General features: G+C 59.1%; 19 protein-coding genes. 9 read left to right on the forward strand and 10 right to left on the reverse strand.

Going from position 1 to position 18294, the window contains the following annotated elements:
* Positions 1-112: 112 nt before the first annotated feature.
* The gene (locus KVG88_RS28370; protein ID WP_217873355.1) at positions 113-571 is read right to left on the reverse strand and encodes a VOC family protein; all 459 of its coding nucleotides are present in this window, start codon (positions 569-571) and stop codon (positions 113-115) included.
* A 319-nt stretch (positions 572-890) separates the two neighbouring features.
* Here KVG88_RS28370 and KVG88_RS28375 point away from each other — a divergent pair, with 319 nt between their 5' ends.
* The 3 genes from KVG88_RS28375 (at position 891) to KVG88_RS28385 (ending at position 3631) form a co-directional block, all read left to right on the forward strand.
* Positions 891-2114, forward strand: a complete 1224-nt coding sequence (locus tag KVG88_RS28375; protein WP_217873356.1) for an SfnB family sulfur acquisition oxidoreductase — start codon at positions 891-893, stop codon at positions 2112-2114.
* A gap of 2 nt (positions 2115-2116) precedes the next feature.
* On the forward strand, positions 2117-2782 hold the full coding sequence (locus KVG88_RS28380) for a methionine ABC transporter permease (protein ID WP_150703725.1): 666 nt from the start codon (positions 2117-2119) through the stop codon (positions 2780-2782).
* Between the two features lie 78 nt (positions 2783-2860).
* Entirely contained in the window at positions 2861-3631 is a 771-nt protein-coding gene (locus KVG88_RS28385) for a MetQ/NlpA family ABC transporter substrate-binding protein (RefSeq protein ID WP_217873357.1), read from the forward strand.
* Between the two features lie 140 nt (positions 3632-3771).
* Here KVG88_RS28385 and KVG88_RS28390 read toward each other — a convergent pair whose 3' ends face one another.
* The 4 genes from KVG88_RS28390 to msuE form a co-directional block, all read right to left on the reverse strand.
* The gene (locus tag KVG88_RS28390) at positions 3772-4875 is read right to left on the reverse strand and encodes a sigma-54 interaction domain-containing protein (RefSeq protein ID WP_217873358.1); all 1104 of its coding nucleotides are present in this window, start codon (positions 4873-4875) and stop codon (positions 3772-3774) included.
* 24 nt (positions 4876-4899) lie between these two features.
* Positions 4900-6087: an acyl-CoA dehydrogenase family protein gene (locus KVG88_RS28395; protein ID WP_150703722.1), complete on the reverse strand. Its 1188-nt coding sequence runs from the start codon at positions 6085-6087 to the stop codon at positions 4900-4902.
* A 119-nt stretch (positions 6088-6206) separates the two neighbouring features.
* Positions 6207-7352 (reverse strand): FMNH2-dependent alkanesulfonate monooxygenase, encoded by a 1146-nt coding sequence (gene ssuD / locus KVG88_RS28400; protein WP_217873359.1) that lies wholly within the window; start codon positions 7350-7352, stop codon positions 6207-6209.
* Positions 7353-7362: 10 nt separating this feature from the next.
* Positions 7363-7926, reverse strand: coding sequence for an FMN reductase (gene msuE, locus KVG88_RS28405; protein ID WP_150703720.1), 564 nt, complete (start codon positions 7924-7926; stop codon positions 7363-7365).
* A gap of 398 nt (positions 7927-8324) precedes the next feature.
* Between msuE and KVG88_RS28410 the strand changes: the two genes are divergently transcribed.
* The 4 genes from KVG88_RS28410 to KVG88_RS28425 all read left to right on the forward strand — a co-directional run bounded on the left by KVG88_RS28410 (position 8325) and on the right by KVG88_RS28425 (position 12546).
* Positions 8325-8594 (forward strand): hypothetical protein, encoded by a 270-nt coding sequence (locus KVG88_RS28410; RefSeq protein WP_150703719.1) that lies wholly within the window; start codon positions 8325-8327, stop codon positions 8592-8594.
* 101 nt (positions 8595-8695) lie between these two features.
* The gene (locus KVG88_RS28415; protein ID WP_150703718.1) at positions 8696-9310 is read left to right on the forward strand and encodes a LysE family translocator; all 615 of its coding nucleotides are present in this window, start codon (positions 8696-8698) and stop codon (positions 9308-9310) included.
* A gap of 206 nt (positions 9311-9516) precedes the next feature.
* Positions 9517-10683 carry an aminotransferase class V-fold PLP-dependent enzyme gene (locus tag KVG88_RS28420; RefSeq protein ID WP_217873360.1) on the forward strand — a complete coding sequence of 389 codons (1167 nt, stop codon included), beginning with the start codon at positions 9517-9519 and terminating at the stop codon, positions 10681-10683.
* Between the two features lie 54 nt (positions 10684-10737).
* Entirely contained in the window at positions 10738-12546 is a 1809-nt protein-coding gene (locus KVG88_RS28425; RefSeq protein ID WP_217873361.1) for an aminopeptidase P family protein, read from the forward strand.
* Here the strand turns inward: KVG88_RS28425 and KVG88_RS28430 are convergent.
* The gene (locus tag KVG88_RS28430; protein WP_217873362.1) at positions 12539-13459 is read right to left on the reverse strand and encodes a LysR family transcriptional regulator; all 921 of its coding nucleotides are present in this window, start codon (positions 13457-13459) and stop codon (positions 12539-12541) included. The two genes, KVG88_RS28425 and KVG88_RS28430, sit on opposite strands and share 8 nt — an antisense overlap.
* A 104-nt stretch (positions 13460-13563) precedes the next feature.
* Between KVG88_RS28430 and KVG88_RS28435 the strand changes: the two genes are divergently transcribed.
* A complete protein-coding gene (locus KVG88_RS28435; RefSeq protein WP_217873363.1) occupies positions 13564-14562 on the forward strand; it encodes a zinc-dependent alcohol dehydrogenase family protein in 999 nt (332 codons plus the stop codon).
* Here the strand turns inward: KVG88_RS28435 and KVG88_RS28440 are convergent.
* Positions 14559-15149: a 2-hydroxychromene-2-carboxylate isomerase gene (locus KVG88_RS28440; protein WP_217873364.1), complete on the reverse strand. Its 591-nt coding sequence runs from the start codon at positions 15147-15149 to the stop codon at positions 14559-14561. The genes KVG88_RS28435 and KVG88_RS28440 overlap by 4 nt on opposite strands.
* A 36-nt stretch (positions 15150-15185) precedes the next feature.
* Positions 15186-15914: an SDR family oxidoreductase gene (locus KVG88_RS28445; RefSeq protein ID WP_217873365.1), complete on the reverse strand. Its 729-nt coding sequence runs from the start codon at positions 15912-15914 to the stop codon at positions 15186-15188.
* A gap of 92 nt (positions 15915-16006) precedes the next feature.
* On the opposite strand from KVG88_RS28445, the gene KVG88_RS28450 reads away from it, so the two are divergent.
* Positions 16007-16567: a TetR/AcrR family transcriptional regulator gene (locus KVG88_RS28450; RefSeq protein ID WP_150703711.1), complete on the forward strand. Its 561-nt coding sequence runs from the start codon at positions 16007-16009 to the stop codon at positions 16565-16567.
* 13 nt (positions 16568-16580) lie between these two features.
* On the opposite strand, the gene KVG88_RS28455 is transcribed toward KVG88_RS28450, so the two are convergent.
* Both KVG88_RS28455 and rhtA read right to left on the reverse strand, forming a co-directional pair.
* Positions 16581-16862 carry a hypothetical protein gene (locus KVG88_RS28455; RefSeq protein WP_150703710.1) on the reverse strand — a complete coding sequence of 94 codons (282 nt, stop codon included), beginning with the start codon at positions 16860-16862 and terminating at the stop codon, positions 16581-16583.
* A 167-nt stretch (positions 16863-17029) separates the two neighbouring features.
* Positions 17030-17914, reverse strand: a complete 885-nt coding sequence (gene rhtA, locus KVG88_RS28460) for a threonine/homoserine exporter RhtA (RefSeq protein WP_217873366.1) — start codon at positions 17912-17914, stop codon at positions 17030-17032.
* Positions 17915-18294: the final 380 nt, after the last annotated feature.

Genomic DNA, 18294 nt, shown 5'->3' on the forward strand with positions numbered 1-18294 from the left:
TGAGGGCAAGGCGTGAAGTGTGGTGGGATTGTTCATGAAGTGTGTCTGATAAACCGCCATCACTGTAAAAGCGAGCCTGCTCGCGATGGCGGTCTATCAACCCCTGAAGATCTCAACCCTGCTGAAACATCTCCTTCGCCCGCTGCTCAATCTGCTCCTGAGTCAGATCCTCTTTACGCGTCGCCAAAAACCACAGATGTCCATAGGGGTCCTTCAACGTCCCGGAACGGTCGCCATAAAACTGATCCTTGACCTCCGACACCGCAATGCCACCGGCGTCAATCGCCTGTTGATAGGACTTGTCCACATCGGTCACATACAAATGCAGGCCCACCGAAGGCGAGCTGTCCGGATTGCTCAACGGCCCTTGATCGCAAGGCGTGCCGAGCATGATCGGGCAGTCGCCAATGCGCAGCTCGGCGTGACCGATACCGCCGTCCGGCATGGACAGACGCATGACTTCGATGGCACCGAAGGCTTTCTTGTAGAACTCGATGGCTTCAGCGGCTTTTGCAATGCCCAGGTACGGCGTGATGCTGTGATAACCCTCGGGAATCGGTTTAACGCTCATGATGGTTCTCCCTGTTCTTGTTGGGAATTCACTGCTTTCAAGCAGGACCAATAAGTGTAGGAGCTGCCGAAGGCTGCGATCTTTTGATTTTGATCTTCAGCAATCTTCAAGTTCACAAAAGATCGCAGCCTTCGGCAGCTCCTACAGGGCGTTCGACTATCGATAACACTGTTCAGCCATCAACAGTGAAGCAGCAGACTGTCCGGATCTATTATCGTGAGTCCCTCGAAATCGGCCTCAAACGCCCATAAACAATGGCCCGCGCAGTCAGGCACAGAAGCTGCAATACCTCAGGTATTACCGATACCGAGAGTCTTGTATGCCTGCCTTGTCCGAATCTGCCGTTTATCCGATCAATCCGCCGGCCGCCCACCGGATCGCTGACGAAACTGAAGCCTTGCTCGTGGCCGAGCGTGTCGCCGCGAGCCTGTTGGAGCAGGACGCCGAACGCGACCGCACGCGCCACGTGCCTGCCGAGATCGTCGATCTGTTTTCCAACAGCGGCCTGTGGGGCATCACCGTGCCCAAAGCGTTCGGCGGTGCACAGGTTTCTTCGGCGGTGCTGGCGCAGGTCATCGCGATCATTTCCGCGGCCGACCCGTCCTTGGGGCAAATCCCGCAAAACCACTACTGCCTGTTGGAAGACATCCGTCTGCAAGGCACGCCGGAGCAACAGGCGCATTTCTTTGAGCTGGCCTTGCAAGGTCACCGTTTTGCCAACGCCCTGTCGGAGACCAGCGGCAAGAACGTGCAGGACATCCAGACCACCCTCCGTCGTTATGGCGACGGCTATGTGATCAACGGTCGCAAGGGTTACTGCACTGGCTCGCTGTATGCCCATTGGCTGGCCGTGCTGGCGGTGGATGAAGAGCAGAAGGGCCAGTTGGCCTTTGTCGAACGCGGCACCCAAGGGCTGGTGATCGTCGACGACTGGGACAGCATTGGTCAGCGCACCACGTCCAGCGGCACTGTTCTGGCCGAAGATCTGCACGTTGCGGCGTTCAACCTGTTCCCGACGTATCGCTCTTATGAAAGCCCGACCCTGGCCGGCCCATTCGCGCAGTTGACCACGGCCGCCATTGACGCCGGCATTGCCCGCGCGGCCCTGCGCGACACCATTGCGTTCGTTCAGCAATCGGCCCGACCGTGGATCGATGCCGGTGTGGAAAAGGCCAGTGAAGACCCGCTGACCATCATTCAGGTCGGTGGCCTGGAGATTCGACTGGAAGCCGCCGAAGCGTTGCTGGAACGGGCCGGTCGCGCACTGGATGCGGCGCGTCCGGCACCTGATGAGGATAACGTCGCCCGCGCGTCCCTCGCCGTGGCGAAGGCCAAGGTGCTGACCACCGAAATCGCCATCGAAGCGACCAACAAACTGTTCGAACTCGGCGGCACCCGCTCCACGTTGAGGAAGCACAACTTCGATCGTCACTGGCGCAACGCTCGGGTCCACACGCTCCACGATCCGGTGCGCTGGAAATACCACGTAGTCGGCAACTGGCTGCTCAACGGCGTCAAACCGCCGCGTCATGACTGGTCGTGATCATGGCCGAATGGTTCAAGAATATTTATTGGGCTGATATCGGCCAGGCCTGCCTCGACACGCTGAGCATGCTCGGCGCGGCCCTCGGTTTTACCGTGCTGCTGGGATTGCCGCTGGGGGTGGTGCTGTTCCTCACCGGCAAGCGTCAGTTGCATGAAGCCGTCGGGGTTTACCGGGTGTTGTCGGTGCTGGTGAACATGCTGCGCTCGCTGCCTTTCATCATTTTGCTGATCGTACTGATTCCCCTGACCACGCTGCTGGTGGGCACCTCGCTCGGTGTGCCGGGCACCATTCCACCGCTGGTGGTGGGTTGCACGCCGTTTTTCGCGCGGCTGGTGGAAACCGCGTTGCGTGAAGTCGATCGCGGTGTGGTGGAAGCGACCCAGGCCATGGGCGCCAATACCTGGCAAATCATCCGCTACACCTTGTTGCCAGAAGCCCGGGGAGGATTGCTGGCGGCGGTGACGGTGACCGCGATTGTGCTGGTCGATTACACGGCGATGGCCGGGGTGATCGGCGGTGGCGGACTGGGCGACCTGGCGATCCGCTACGGCTATCAGCGGTTTCAGACCGACGTGATGGTGGTGACGGTGGTGTTGTTGTTGATCCTGGTCCAGGCCCTGCAAATGAGCGGCGACCGACTGGTGGCACGATACAGCCACCGCTGAAAACTCAATCGAAAAAACCAAAAACTCCGGCCCCACGTCCGCCCCACGACGGCCATTTGATCTGCCTTGGAGCAACCCATGAAAAAGACTTTGGCCGTTCTGGCTGCACTGATTTCGTTGAGCGTTCACGCCAATGAAAAACTCACCGTTGGCGCCACCCCGGTGCCGCACGCGGAAATCCTCGAATTCGTCAAACCGACCCTGGCCAAGGAAGGCGTGGACCTGGACATCAAGGTGTTCACCGACTTCATCCAGCCAAACCAGCAGCTTGCGCTAAAGAACCTCGACGCCAATTACTACCAGTACCGGCCGTTTCTCGATGACTACAACAAGACCCGCCACACCGATCTGGTGCCGGTAGTCGGCGTGCACATCGAGCCGTTCGGGGCCTACTCGACCAAGATCAAAAACATCTCCGAGTTGAAAGATGGCGCCACGGTGTCGATCCCCAACGACCCGGTGAACACCGGTCGCGCGCTGGTGCTACTGCACGAAGCCGGGCTGATCAAACTCAGGGACCCGAGCAACACCCTGGCAACCCAGCGTGACATTGTCGGAAACCCGAAACACCTGAAAATCCGTGAACTGGAAGGTGCGCTGCTGGCGCGCTCGGTGAGTCAGGTCGACCTGGCGTTTGTGTTCGCCAACTACGCGCTGGAAGCCGGGATCGACACCAACAGTGCGTTGATCGTCGAGAAGGGCAAAAGTCTGTACATCGAGTTCCTGGTCGCGCGGCCGGACAACATCAACGACCCGGGTTTGCAGAAACTGGCCAAGGCGTTGAATTCCGATGAAGTGCGCCAGTTCATCTTGACCCGCTACAAAGGGCAGATTGCGCCGGGGTTCTGATTCCGGATTGATCTTGAGGACGCCATCGCTGGCAGCCAGGCTCCCACAGGTTTTGTGTGAGTCTTGGAAAACGCACAATCCTGTGGGAGCTGGCTTGCCAGCGATAGCCGCGCCACCTATTTCGAGTCAGGCTCGATGGGTTAAATCGACAGCTGCATCAGGCGTCCGCCCTGGACGTTTTCCGTTGGCCGGCGCTTGTTCACCGCCAGTTCGCCGATCTTGATCAGGCGTGTGCGCGTGACATTACGGCTCAACCCCAGCAGCGCGGCGGTGTGTACCTGGTTGTAATGGCTGAAGCGGTAAGCCGCGCGCAGCAACGTGTCTTCGACTTTCTCGTGCAGCGCACCGGCCTGTTGCTCGAACAGTTTTTGAAAGGCCCGGTCGAGCAGCGCCTCGGGGGAGTCATCGGCCTGGACGTGCTGGTCGTCCTGACGCTCGATACGCATGTTCGACAGGCGCAGGTCATCGCGTTCGATTACGCCGTTGCGGCAAATCAACAGGGTGTGGTGAATGACGTTTTCCAGTTCGCGGATGTTGCCCGGCCAACTGTAACTGCGCAGTTTCAGTTCGGCTTCTTTGCTGATGTTGATGCTGCCGTAACCCAGGCGCTGACTGTAGGCGTCGATGAAGTGACGGGTCAGCGGCAGGATATCGCCGGGCCGGTCGCGCAACGGGCTCAGTTCGAGGCTGACCACGTCCAGCCGGTAATACAGGTCTTCGCGAAAATGCCCGGCATTGATGGCTTTCTCCAGTTGTACGTTGGTCGCCGCGAGCACCCGCACATCGATGGGAATGCTCTTGCGCGAACCCAGGCGCACCACTTCGCGCTCCTGCAAGACTCGCAGCAGCTTGACCTGGATCGCCATCGGCAAATCGCCGATTTCATCGAGGAACAAGGTGCCGCCGTCAGCCTCTTCAAACCAGCCGGCCTTGGCACTCAACGCGCCGGTGAACGCGCCTTTCTCATGGCCGAACAGCTCGGCCTCGACCAGCGACTCGGAGAACGCACCGCAGTTCACCGCCACGAACGGCCGGTTACGACGGGCGCTGAGGTTGTGGATATGCCGCGCCACCAATTCTTTGCCGGTGCCGGTTTCGCCAATGATCAGCACACTGGCTTCACTCGGCGCGACCTGTTGCAGATGCGCGAGCAGGGCCTGGGATTTCGGGTCTTCGAACACCTGGGCCGTGGCGCGGATCGACGTGGCCAGAGCGGGCGAGGGCGGTAAGGTCAGCAGTTGCATGAGGCACGCTCCATGTAGGGCAGGTTATGAATAGAAAGTCGGAATCGGCAGGGCCTTGTTCAGCGCCCAGTCACCCAGTTCTTGAAGTTTGTAATCCACCGGGTCGTGCAGTGTCTGGGTACGCAGGTTGCGCCAGTGGCGGTCCAGCCGCAGTGAGGCGTGGGTCGAGCGCGCGCCGGTCACTTCAAACAGGCGGCTGCACAATTCCAGGCCATTGCGCGTTGCCGCGACTTTGGCTGTGGCGATGGCGGTGGCCAGGTGTCCGCGCTCTTCGGCGCTGAGGTTCGGGCCTTTGGCCCAGGCCTTGTCGAGCAGGCTGGCGGCACGCTCCACCAGCAGGCGAACGCCTTCGAGTGCCACCCAGAATTCGCCGTAATGGCCGAGCACATAAGGATCCTGGGACACGTCCTGAGCGGTGGATTTATGCCACGGCCGGGTTTCGGTCAGCGTGTATTGCCGCGCTTCCTCGAAGGCACCTTCGGCGATGCCGAGGAACATGTGGGTGAACGTGAGCTGGGCGATCAACGGGCGCAGGCAGGCGAACGGCGTACTCAACGGACCGGGATCGAGCAGCAGTTCCGACTCTTCGACCCGCACCCGTTCGAACGTGGCGCTGCCGCTGTCGGTCTGGCGCTGGCCCATGTTGTTCCAGTCATTGTGCAGGGTGATGCCGCTGCGGCCGCTGGGAATGGCGGCGATCAACAGCTTGCCGCCGGCGCTTTCGTCCACCGCCGAGGCGATCAGCATTTCGGAATCGCTGGCACCGGAGCAGAAACTTTTCTTGCCGGAAAACTCACGCCAGCCACCGAGGTTTTTCACCACGGTGCGGGTGTCCAGCGGATTGAGCGCGTTGCCCCAGAACCAGTTCTTGCGCGCGGTCTGTTCAAACCACGGCTGCCATTGCTCGGACCGGGCAAACAGACGCACGGTGGCGAGCATCAGGTGATGGAAGCCGAACACGTGGGCAATCGAACTGTCGACCTTGGCGAACTCGCGCACCACGGTCAGGGTTTCACTCCAACTGGCACCAAGGCCACCGAACTGGGCGGGAATGCTCAAGGCGAGCAGGCCGCTGTGGCGCAGGGCGTCACGCTCGGCCTTGGGTGTGCCACCACGTTCGTCGCGCTCGACGGCAGTCAAGGCAAACTCCGCCGCCAATTGACGGGCGGTTTGCAGCGGGGATATCAGGGCGCTTAGCGGCTTGGCAGTCACGCGGTTTTCCTTATTGAGCTGACCCTGTAGGAGCTGCCGAAGGCTGCGATCTTTTGATCTTGATCTTTAAAACCAAAAAATCGCAGCCTTCACGCAACTCCTACAGGACCAAGGGTGAATCAGGGTTTGGCGTGAGCCGGAAGCACGTCATTGGCAATCATTTCGCCAAACGGCCCAGTCAGATTGGTGACACCGCGCCCGGCAAGGCTGGCATACGGCTCGGGCAGCAACGGGAACACCAGTTCGGCGAAGCGATAGGCTTCTTCAAGATGTGGATAACCGGAGAAAATGAAACTCTCGATCCCCAGGTCCGCGTACTCCTTGATGCGCGCCGCCACTTGCTGTGGATCGCCCACCAACGCCGTCCCGGCACCGCCCCGCACCAGGCCGACGCCGGCCCACAGGTTGGGCGCAATTTCCAGATTGTCGCGACGTCCGTCATGCAGGGCCGCCATGCGCCGCTGGCCTTCAGAATCAAAACGTGAAAATGATTGCTGCGCAGCGGTGATGGTTTCGTCGCTGATGTGTTCGATCAATTTGTCTGCCGCTTTCCAGGCCTCTTCGGCGGTTTCGCGCACGATCACGTGCAGGCGAATCCCGAACTTCACCGTGCGTCCGTTGCGTGCCGCGCGCTCGCGCACATCGGCGATTTTTTGCGCCACGGCAGCCGGTGGCTCGCCCCAGGTCAGGTAGACATCCACCTGTTCGGCGGCCAAATCATGGGCGGCGTCGGATGAACCGCCGAAGTACAGCGGTGGATACGGTTTTTGCACTGGCGGGTACAACGCCTTGGCGTTTTGCACCCTCAGGTGTTTGCCTTCGAAATCGACCGCTTCACCTTGCAACACACGGCGCCAGATTTTCAGGAATTCGTCGGTGACTTCGTAGCGTTCGCTGTGATTGAGGAAGCTGCCGTCGCCGCGGTTTTCATCCGGATCGCCACCCGTCACGACGTTGATCAGCAAGCGGCCGTTGGACAAGCGATCCAGCGTCGCCGCCATGCGCGCCGACACGGTCGGCGAAATAATCCCCGGGCGGATCGCCACCAGATAACGCAAGCGCTCGGTCAACGGCACCAGTGCCGAAGCGATCACCCACGAGTCTTCGCAGGAACGCCCGGTAGGAATCAACACGCCGTGATAACCCAGGCTGTCGGCGGCCTGGGCTACCTGTTTCAGGTAATTGAGCGTCACCGGGCGTGCGCCCTGTGTAGTGCCCAGGTAATGACCGTCGCCGTGGGTTGGCAGAAACCAGAAAACATCCATGAACAAATCCTTAAGCGATTTTCAGCAGATTGTTGGGGTGCACGCCGAACAACGGCGCGGCGCGTTCTGCAGCCAGTTGAATGCGGGCCTTTAGAAGTTCACTGGTTATTTGGTAATTGGAAAAATCGGCTTCGGTGGCGTAGACCCCAATCGGCAAGGTCAGGGCCTGGAAGAAACTGAACAGCGGCCGCAATTGGTGATCGAGCACCAACGCATGACGCTCGCTGCCACCGGTGGCGGCCAGCAGCACTGGCGTGTTGATCAGCGCGTTCAAATCGATCAGGTCGAACAAATGCTTGAGCAGGCCCGGATAGGAACCGCGATAAACCGGCGCGGCCACGATTAGCAAGTCGGCGTTCTCGATGGCTTGCAGTTCGGCTTCGATATCCGCGCTCAATTCTTGACGGGACAGCGCCGCGCCCAGTGGCCGGGCAATATCGCCCAGTTCGATCAGCTTGCTTTCGATGGGCAGTTGCTCAGCCAGCTGCGCCAAAATCGCTTGGGTCAGTACCAGTGTGCGGGATGGCCGCCAGGTACCGCCGGAAACGGCAACGACTTTCAATGGACGCGTCATGATCAGTTCCTTTTTAAACAGTTGCTCAGCGAGCAGTGAGTAGTCACCCGGTTGAGCAAGAGCTGTACCAATCCCTCGAAGCCTTGGATTACGGGGCTTGCAGCGTATTGATCGATCCGCGCTGTTGATTTTCAGGGGGTGTTTGTTGATCGTCTGTTGCTTGGCGAACAGTTGCGTGGGCAACAGTGCCTGAGGCGATGCAGGAGTTATAAAGGCTGTTTGTTATTCCGTAAAAGACATTAATTTAATATTAATATATCTTTATCGAATATGTGTGGCAGATAAGTCAGGCATTAGGAAAACTCGATAGCGACTATCGAGAGTGTTGATTTCTGCTGATCCAATGGCGCGAGTAGCCTGTGTTCATTGCCCCGAACCCAGATGCCAGGACGCCGAACATGAAACCTCTACTCGCCACTTTCTTGCTGCTCGCGGTCTCCGTACTTGCCGGATGTGCCAGCCACGTTTCCCCTGAATTGCGGCCCTATACCGCCGAAGAAACTCGCGAACTGGCGATGGAAGCGTTGAACCGTCGTGGCTTGTCTTTCGACGAGTACCACGCGAAAAAAGCTGAATTGCTCGGCCAGCCGCAAAAGACGTTTGGTTTCGACAAACAGGGCGAAATGAACGCCGAGCGAGCTGTACAGCTGCACGGTCGTCAGAGCTGAGCAGAAACTGTACGGGTCCAACTTTCGCGTAACTGTCCATGGGTTTCGCTGAGGGTGTGCGATAGGGTCATTACCTGACTGACCCTGATGGACTGCCACCCATGACACTCTCTTTAGATCTGCTGCTGGGCTTCGCCCTGTTTGCGCTCGTTACCTCGATCACGCCCGGCCCGAACAACACCATGTTGTTGGCATCGGGGGTGAACTTCGGCTTTAACCGCACCATCCCTCATATGCTTGGCATTACCTGCGGCTTCTTCGTGCTGGTGGTGGCGGTCGGTTTTGGGCTGGGCGCGGTATTCCAGACTTACCCTGTGCTCTACACCGTGCTGCGTTACGTCGGAGCGGCGTACTTGTTGTACCTGGCGTGGAAAATCGCGCACTCCGGCCCGGTATCGGACAGTGAACAGGGAGAGGGCAAGCCGATCAGTTACCTCGGCGCCGCCGCTTTCCAGTGGGTCAATCCCAAGGCCTGGATCATGGCCATCGGCGCCATCAGCACCTACACGCCGATGCAGGGTTACTTCACCAATGTGATCGTCATTGCAGCGGTTTTTGCCCTCATCAACCTGCCGAGCGTCGGTGTCTGGGCGGCTTGCGGCACGCTGTTGCGCAACGTTTTGAAGGACCGCCGCTGGCTGCGCCTGTTCAACTGGGGCATGGCGGCATTGCTGGTGGCGTCGCTGTATCCGATCTTGCTCGAAAGCTTTAGCTGACGCATTGCTTCAACCGGTTGCCCGATGCCTGTTAAGCTCACTTTTCAGGAGCGTTCCTACGCACTTTTAAATGAAGTTGGACTTCTTTAACGGCATCCGATCAGGTATTGGTAACGTTCTGAAAACCGCACGCAGCTCATAAGGCTGCGTTTCGCCGTTTGCAGTGACGAGCCTCCTGATCCCGGAACACGCTCTGCGAGTCTTTTATGAATATACGTCCGCTGTATTTCGACTACGCCGCCACCACACCGGTGGATGAGCGAGTCATCAAGGTCATGGTCGAGTGTCTGGGCTTCAACGGCAACTTTGGCAACCCTGCCTCCAGCTCCCACGCCTTCGGCCAGCAGGCCCGGCAATCGGTTGAACAGGCGCGACGTCAGGTCGCCGAGCTGGTCGGCGCCGAGGCTGAGCAAATCGTCTGGACCTCCGGTGCCACCGAATCGAACAACCTCGCCCTCAAGGGCGTCGCCCAGGCGCGTGGCGTTGCTGGCGGCCACATCATTACCAGTCAGATCGAACACAAGGCAATTCTCGACACGGCCCGGCAGTTACAGGATTCAGGCGTCGAAGTGACGTATCTGATGCCCGACGCCGAAGGCCTGATCACCGCGCAAGCCGTCAGCGACGCGATGCGCGAGGACACCTTCCTGGTGTCGCTGATGCTGGTCAACAACGAACTGGGCACGGTCAATGACATCCCGGGTATCGGCCTGGTGGTGCGCGAGCGCGGTGCATTGTTCCATGTCGACGCGGCCCAAGGCGCGGGCAAAGTGAAAATCGATCTCGCCGAGTGGCCGGTCGACTTGATGTCGTTTTCGGCGCACAAGCTCTACGGCCCCAAAGGTATTGGCGCGTTGTACGTTGGCCCGCGCGCGCAACAGCGCGTGTTGGCGCAGATTCACGGTGGCGGGCATGAAGGCGGTTTGCGATCCGGCACTCTGGCGACGCACCAGATTGTCGCCATGGGCGCGGCCTTCGCGTTGGCAGCGGCTGCGTTTATGGATGAGGCAGACAAGATCTCGCGACTGCGCGAACGCCTGCTCGAACCGCTGCTGAGCATTCCGGGCGTGCGCCTCAACGGCAGCCCGACCCAACGCATTCCACATACGCTGAACCTGACTTTTAATGAGGGCGAGTTCAGTTCTGCGGCGCTCAGCGCCTCGATCGCATTTTCCGCAACGTCGGCTTGTAACTCGGCGAGCAATGCACCGTCCCACGTGCTGCTGGCGCTGGGGCATGACGCACGCGCGGCGAGTCGCACCATCCGTTTGAGCCTGGGGCGCTTCACCACCGAGCAGGTTATCGATCAAGCGGTACAACTGATCAAAGCGGCTTGCGCCAGTGCTCCGGCTTTCTGGGCGACAGGTCCGTAAACGCCGATCCTATCGGCACATGACAATAATGATGAGTGGTTAGCAGGAGTCACGATGAATACGCAGTTTTCGATCACCGGATCGGTGCCCCAGCGCCTGGCGCAAACCCGCGAACTGATGAGCCGGGAGGGCATTCACGCCTTGCTGGTGCCGTCGGCCGACCCGCACCTGTCCGAATACCTGCCGGGTTACTGGCAAGGGCGTCAATGGCTGTCGGGTTTCCACGGTTCGGTCGGCACGCTGATCGTCACTGCGGATTTCGCCGGTGTCTGGGCCGACAGCCGCTATTGGGAACAAGCGACCAAGGAACTCAAGGGCAGCGGCATTGAACTGGTCAAGCTGCAACCGGGGCAACCGAGTCCTCTGGACTGGCTCGCCGAGCAAACCCCTGAAGGCGGCGTGGTCGCGGTCGATGGTGCGGTAATGGCCGTGGCTTCGGCGCGTACCCTGAGTGGCAAACTCGAAGAGCGCGGCGCACGCCTGCGCACCGACATCGACCTGTTGAACGAAGTCTGGAGCGATCGCCCGACACTGCCGAACGCGCCGATCTATCAGCACCTGCCTCCGCAGGCCACCGTCAGTCGCGGCGAAAAACTCGCAAAGCTGCGTGAAACCCTGCAGGCACGCGGTGCCGACTGGCATTTCATCGCCACACTCGATGACATCGCCTGGCTGTTCAACCTGCGCGGCGGCGATGTGTCGTTCAACCCGGTGTTCGTATCCTTTGCCTTGATCAGTCAGCAACAGGCCACCCTGTTTGTGGCGTTGAGCAAAGTCGATGCCGAGCTGCGCGCGGTCCTTGAGCAGGATGGCATAACCCTGCGCGATTACAGCGAAGTGGCCGATGCTCTGCGCGCCGTGCCGAACGGTGCCAGCCTGCTGGTCGATCCGGCGCGCGTGACGGCAGGTTTGCTGGATAACCTCAGCGATGGCGTCACACTGGTCGAAGGCCTGAACCCGACGACCCTCGCCAAGTCGCAGAAAAGCCTGGCCGACGCTGCCCACATCCGCCAAGCCATGGAGCAGGACGGCGCGGCGCTGTGCGAATTCTTCACTTGGCTGGACTCGGCGCTGGGCCGCGAACGCATCACCGAACTGACCATCGACGAAAAACTCACCGCTGCCCGTGAGCGTCGTCCGGACTACGTGTCGCTGAGCTTCAATACCATCGCCGCCTTCAACGCCAACGGCGCCATGCCGCATTACCACGCCACCGAAGAAGAACACGCGGTGATCGAAGGTGACGGTCTATTGCTGATCGACTCCGGTGGTCAGTACCTCGGCGGCACCACCGACATCACGCGGATGGTGCCGGTGGGAACTCCGACTGCCGAACAGAAACGCGATTGCACCCGCGTGCTCAAGGGCGTGATCGCCTTGTCCCGGGCGCAGTTCCCGAAAGGCATTTTGTCGCCGCTGCTGGACGCCATTGCGCGCGCGCCGATCTGGGCCGAAAACGTTGATTACGGGCATGGCACCGGTCACGGCGTCGGCTACTTCCTCAACGTTCACGAAGGTCCGCAGGTCATTGCCTATCAAGCGGCTCCAGCACCGCAGACCGCGATGCTGCCAGGCATGATCACCTCGATTGAACCGGGCACGTATCGTCCGGGTCGCTGGGGCGTGCGCATCGAAAACCTGGCGATGAACCGCGAAGCGGGCAGCAGCGAATTCGGTGAATTCCTGAAATTCGAAACCCTGACCCTGTGCCCGATCGATACGCGTTGCCTGGAAACTTCGTTGCTGAGCGAAGAAGAAAAGCAGTGGTTCAACGCCTACCACGCCGAAGTGCGCGAGCGCTTGAGCCCGTTGCTCGATGGCGCCGCCCTTGAGTGGTTGAATACCCGCACCGCAGCTATTTGATTGCTTGCAGTTCAGGCGCTGACTCCAGCGCCTGGCTCATGAAATCGACAAAGGCTTTGACCCTGGCGGATTGGCGACGATTCGCCGGGGACACGGCATGTATCGGCAGCGACTGCGCGCTGTAGTCCTGCAGCAATGCTGTCACTCTCCCGGCTTTCAGGTCCTCGCTGAACAGCCACACCGGCGACAGCGCCACCCCCAATCCGCCCAAGACCATCTCGCGAATCGCTTCGGAGTTGTTGCTCTGCGCATTGCCCTTGATTCGTACTTCATGACGACGAGCACCATGGGTGTAAATCCAGAGATTCTGACTGCTCAGCAAATTGAACTGCAGGCAATTGTGCTCGCGCAGATCGTCCGGCGTTTGCGGCTGGCCGTGTTGTGCCAGGTACTGCGGCGCAGCGACGGTTATCCGGTGAGTGCTGCCGATGTGACGGGCTATCAGGCCGCTGTCGTTCAACGCGCCGATCCTGAACGTGACATCCAGGCCTTCGCTGACCAGATCCTGGTTGTGATCACTCAGTTGCAGGTCAACCCGGACGTCTGGATAGCGCTCGAGAAACGCCGGCAGACGCGGCGCAATCTGCAAGCGCCCGAAACTCACTGAAGAACCGATCCTCAGTGGCCCCGCGATGGTCTCCCGGCCGGATTGAAAGCTGTGCTCGGCGGCGTCCACGGCCGCGAGAATTTGCCGGCAGTGGTCGAAGTAGCGCTGGCCTTCTTCGGTCAGCGATAACTTTCGGGTACTGCGGGCAATCAGTTTTCCACCCAGCTCGCTTTCCAGTGCCTGCAGTACTTTGCTGATGGTTGGCTGGCTGGTCTGCAATTCCCGGGCGACGGCGGAAAAACTGCCGCGCTCGACCACCCGGACGAAAATCGCCATTGCGTTTAATTTGTCCACGAGACATCTCATTAATGCTGTCAGGGCATATTCACTATAGCGATCTAGCGTCTTATCGGCATAGGTGGATGGGGTGAGGATAAGTCCTACAACCACATCTCACGGGAGTATGCGAAATGACTGACTCACTGCACATGCGCGCACTGATTGTTGACTCGGCGGATGCGCCGCTACGCTTGGCATCCATTGAACGACCTGAACCGGCTGCTGGCCAGGTGTTGGTCCGGATCGCCGCCAGCGGGGTGAATCCCCTTGATGGAAAAATCCGCTCCGGCCAGGCGGCCCACGCCCGCCAACCGTTGCCCGCGGTATTGGGTATGGATCTCGCGGGTACGGTAGAGGCGGTGGGCGAAGGGGTAAGTAGTTGGAAGCTCGGGGATGAGGTCTATGCCATGGCGACGGGGATTGGCGGTGCCCAAGGTTCGCTGGCCGAGTACGCCGTGGTCGATGCGCGATTGCTGGCGGGCAAGCCTGGCAATCTGAGCATGCGCGAGGCTGCGGCGCTGCCCTTGATCCTGATCACGGCTTGGGAAGGTTTGGTTGATCGGGCTCATGTGCGTGCGGGGCAAAAGGTGCTGATTCATGGCGGTGCCGGAGGTGTCGGGCATGTTGCTGTGCAAATCGCTCGTGCGTTCGGTGCCGAGGTGTTTGCCACGGGGTCGAAGCGGCACAAGGAAATCATCGAAGGATTGGGCGCGGTTTTTATCGATCACCGCGAGTGTTCAGTTGAGGACTATGTAGCGAAATACACTGACGGGGAGGGCTTCGACATCGTGTATGACACGGTGGGTGGTGAAGTGCTGGACGCGTCATTCAAGGCGGCGCGGGTTTATCAAGGGCATGTGGTGAGCTGCCTTGGCTGGGGGCAACACAGTCTTGCGCCGCTGTCGTTTCGCGGGGCGACCTATTCTGGCGTCTTCACTTTGCTGCCATTACTGACGGGGCACGGGCGTGATCATCACGGGGCGATTCTGCGCGACGCGGCACGGTTGATCGAGGCCGGTTCGCTCAAGCCAATTCTCGACCCGCATCAATTTACCCTGCAAACCGCCGAGGCCGCCCATGCGCTGCTGTTGTCGGGCGCAGCACAAGGGCGGTTGGTCATCGAGATTTAACGCAGGGCTTCGAGGACGAAGTCCAGTCGGTCCTGACCGAAGAACAACTGGTCATCGACAAACATGCTCGGGGCTCCGAACACACCACGCAGCACTGCTTTTTCGGTGTTGTCCTTGAGAGCGGCTTTAACGTCCTCGTCGGCGGTCGGTGCCAGCACTTCGTTGGGGTCGAAGCCGTTTTGGCTCAGTACTGCTGCGACGGTTGCCGGTTCATCGAGACTGCGGGCATCAACCCAAAGCGCTTTGAACAGGCAATCGATAAAAGCGGCAAAACGTAGGGGATGGCGCAACTGCATGCCGGTGACGGCGCGCATGAGCATCAGGGTGTTGATCGGGAAGTGCGGATTGAACTTCAGCGGTACGCCATAGCGTCTGGCATAACGGTCGAGGTCCTGAAACATGTATCGGCCTTTGGCCGGGATGGTGGCCGGGGAGGCGTTACCAGTCGCCTTGAATACGCCACCCAGCAGGATCGGTATGTAGATCAACTGGCTATCGGTTTGCTCGCAGATTTTTGGTAACTGGGTGTAGGCCAGGTAGGTGGCAGGGCTGCCCAGGTCGAAGTAGAACTCCACGGTTTTGCTCATGGTCGTCGCGCTCTGTTTGTTGTTATAGGGGAGGGCTTACCAACGTTCGTTCCAGGGGCGCAGGTCCAGTTCGAAGGTCCAGGCGTCGCGAGGCTGGCTGTGCAGATACCAATAGTTCTCGGCAATGTGCTCGGGGTTGAGAATGCCGTCCTGGTCCTTGGTGGCGTACTTTTCCGGAAAACTGTTGCGGATGAAGTCGGTATCGATCGCGCCATCAACGATGATGTGGGCAACGTGAATGTTCATCGGTCCCAGCTCCCGGGCCATGCTTTGCGCCAGTGCACGAATGCCGTGCTTGGCGCCGGCAAATGCGGCAAACCCTGCGGCGCCCCGCATGCCGGCGGTGGCGCCGGTGAACAGGATCGTGCCGCGCTGTCGCTTGGCCATGCGTATTGCCACTTCACGCGCATTGAGAAACCCCGAAAAACAGGCCATTTCCCAGATCTTGAAATACTTGCGAGCGGTTTCTTCGAGAATGCTGCAGGGCACATTGGCGCCGATGTTGAAAACGAACGCTTCGATGGGGCCAATATCGTTTTCAATCTGCTCAACCAGTGCCACCACCTCTTCTTCCTTGCGCGCATCGCAGGCAAAGCCGTGGGCCTGGCCACCGTCAGCGAGAATTGAATCAACCAGAGGTTGCAGTTTGTCCGCACTGCGACGGGTGACACAGGCGACGAAACCTTCCTGGGCAAAACGCTTGGCAATGGCGCCGCCAGTGGCGTCGCCAGCACCAATGACCAGTACGACCTTCTTGTTATTCATGGATAGATCCTTTTGGTAAACGATCGTTAACTAAACGAACGTTATGCTACGATTCGATGAGCGTCAAGGCGATGAACTCTGAGGGGAAGGCAATGCGTTACTCGGCCAATCACAAGCTGGAAACCAAAGAAAAGCTTCTGCAGAGCAGTGCGGTATTGGCCAAGAGGTCCGGTTTTTCGACGGTGGGTGTGGACGGCTTGATGAAGGCAATCGGTTTGAGCGGTGGGGCTTTCTACAGCCACTTTTCCTCAAAGGACGAGTTGTTCGCTTCGGTTGTCGAACGAGAACTGAGACAAAGTCTGGAACGATTGGGTGCTGAACAGGATCGCGACAAGCTTGAACGGTGCCTGAAGCATTACCTGAGCATGTCCCATGTTGAACACCCGGAAACGGGCTGTGCACTGCCGGCATTGGGTGCGGAGATAGCCCGTTCCGATGTGACGATTCGGCAGCAGGCGGAGCATTGGATTTGTCAGTTGCAGGAGAGTTGGGCGCAGGTGCTGGAAAGTGACAGCCTGGCTTGGGCCATTCTGTCGCAATGCATCGGGGCGCTGGTGGTGGCGAGGATGCTCGCCACTACGGAGCTTCAGCATAAGGTGCTGAAGTCCAGTTACGATGAGATCGGACGGCAAATCGCAGGCCCGAGAGCCTGACAACAGCTTCAACCTACTTGCAGATGACGATCATGCTTCGGCTGGTGTAACCGGCAGGGTTGAGGCCAAACGGATAGTCACCCGGTTCCTCCACGGCATCCCCTGACTTGGCGATGACCTTGTACCCCTTGGGCGCGCACGAATTGGCGGCACTGGCATAGCACTGATCCCAAGAGGACGACAGCCCGGAACAGTTGATGTGGAGCCCTTTTCTACCGTGCTTTACCTGGGTCTTCGATGTCGCCGCGCAGCCCGCAATGGCAAGAACGGCGATCAGTATCAAAATTCGTTTCATTGCTGTCCTTATTGCCTTCCCGGATCTGACGCCCGGTCTGGCAGTGTTCGCTTTCGCATGAAGCGTGCTGATTTCCCTGTCTTGAAAAGTCCATGTCTGACATTGGATTGCGGGCCTAAACATGGCCTAAATGAGCGGCAAATACCAGAGCCTCGTCAAATCTTGCATCAATCCGCCGCAACAGCAGGCTTGGCGGAACTCCCCATGGTCATGGTGGCACCGACCGAAGCCAGAATGATGCACAAGATAGCCATCCACTGTGACAGTGACAGGTATTCATGCAAGAACAGCAAGCCGGATAGCGCGCCCACTGCGGGTTCAATGCTCATCAATGTACCGAAGGTCCTGGCTGGCATGCGCGTCAGGGCGACCATCTCCAGGGTGTAGGGGAGGGCAGTTGACAGGATGGCGACACCGATGGCTATCGGGATCAGTGAAGGCGTCAGCAACGCGGCGCCCGCATGAACGATGCCGATAGGTGCAACGAACAGCGCGGCAATCATCACGCCCAGCGCGGCGGTTTGTACGCCGTTGTCGGCACCTGCCTTCTGGCCGAACAGAATATATAGCGCCCAGCAAACTCCAGCGCCCAATGCGTATCCGGCACCTACGAGGTCGATACCCGCCGTCGTGGCCCCGGTTGGTATCAGCAATAGCAAGCCAACGGCAGCGAGGGCGATCCATAGAAAGTCAATCGCCCGGCGAGATGCATAAATGGCTACCGCCAACGGCCCGGTGAACTCGAGGGCCACGGCAATTCCCAACGGCACCGTGCGCAAGGACATATAGAAGAGAAAGTTCATGCCACCCAACGCCATGCCGTAGACGATGACTGTGCGCAAGGATTTTGCAGTGAGCTTCGCGCGCCATGGGCGCAGGAGCAGCATGATTACGCTGGCAAAGACCAGCCGCAGGGTGGTGGTTCCCTGAGCGCCCACAATGGGGAACATGCTTTTGGCCAGGGAGGCTCCGGACTGGATCGATGCCATGGCTATTATTAGCAGGCCGACCGAGAACAAGGTCGAGGCAAGGCTGCGAGGTTGGTCATTCATTGAGAGGCATCGTCCAAAGTGGGGTGGAGCTGGAGCGCAATTCTTGTGTTGGGCAATATACTGCGCATTCCCTGTGGGCGCGTCTATATATAAGCAGTGATTTTGCTCGTCCTGATAGAAAAACCAAATCAATGCTTGACGACAGATCTCAGATGTCTATAATTCGCCCCACTTCCGGCGCAGTCGAAACGGAAAACTCCTTGGTAAACAACGAGTTACGCAGTTTTCGGCAGCAGGTTGCTTCAGTTCATCGAAGCCAAAAGGAAGTTGAAAAAGAGGTGTTGACAGCAGCGTGTAACGCTGTAGAATTCGCCTCCCGCTGACGAGAGATCGGAAGCGCAAGTGGTTGAAGTTACAGAGGAAACTTTGAAAACTTCTGA

Origin of the sequence: Pseudomonas azerbaijanoccidentalis, from assembly GCF_019145495.1 — a bacterium.
Lineage (GTDB): Bacteria > Pseudomonadota > Gammaproteobacteria > Pseudomonadales > Pseudomonadaceae > Aquipseudomonas > Aquipseudomonas azerbaijanoccidentalis.